We start from the raw sequence: 715 nt of genomic DNA, 5'->3' as shown, positions 1-715 counted from the left end.
TTGATGCCCAAGCCCTTTCTGCGTGTGCCTGCCTCGCCATAGAGTTTAATCTGGCTACCCAGGGAAACTCCTGATTATCGGACAGCACCTTGCAGTGCTTATAAGCATCGTTGCGACTTTTGACCTGACCATCTAACCACGCTCTGATGACGCTGTTCCGAACAAAACGCCCCGTCCGAATGGCTTCATCTAACCTTCGGTACTGACTTTCTGTTCCTTTCAGCTTCATCTCGTAGACCAGCATAGTTATCGTTATCACCTACGATAAATTATCGTAACACAGGTTTCTTCCCCTGCCAAATAAAATGGGCTGCCCTCGCTTGTATCCCCCGGTTAAAACACGGGGGCTTTACGCATCGCCACCGTAATTAAACGTACTATCGCCCTTTCCCAAGCCGTTTAATTAACCGGGCAATTTGCCCCGTATCGCATTAGCTTCTTCCCCAAGAAGCCCCACGTCTGACCCGACAGAGCAGCGTGAGATGAATTGCGGTCAGGGTTTATCGGAATTAGGTTTGTTTTGGTTTTCAATGTATTGTCTTAAGGTTGAAATAGTAACTCCGCCACAACTAGCAACAAAGTAAGAGCCATTCCATAAAACATCTTTCCAGTAAAAAGAATTTAAGTGGTCGGAAAATTCTTGTCTAAGCTTTCGGGACGTTACAGATTTGACGTTATTAACCAAATTACTTAAAGCAATGTCACCGATGGTACT

Annotated in this window: 1 protein-coding gene and 1 pseudogene; both read right to left on the bottom strand. The window is 45.6% G+C overall.

Annotation, left to right across the window (positions count from 1 at the left end):
- Positions 1–244 (bottom strand): annotated as a pseudogene (locus M595_RS31985) (RNA-guided endonuclease TnpB family protein); the annotation flags it as partial.
- A gap of 249 nt (positions 245–493) precedes the next feature.
- On the bottom strand, positions 494–715 hold a 222-nt coding region (gene tnpA / locus M595_RS28245), incomplete at its 5' end, for an IS200/IS605 family transposase (RefSeq protein WP_023069961.1).

The sequence above is a fragment of the Lyngbya aestuarii BL J genome (genome assembly GCF_000478195.2).
GTDB lineage: Bacteria > Cyanobacteriota > Cyanobacteriia > Cyanobacteriales > Microcoleaceae > Capilliphycus > Capilliphycus aestuarii.
This window is presented reverse-complemented; position numbering and strand designations above follow the sequence as displayed.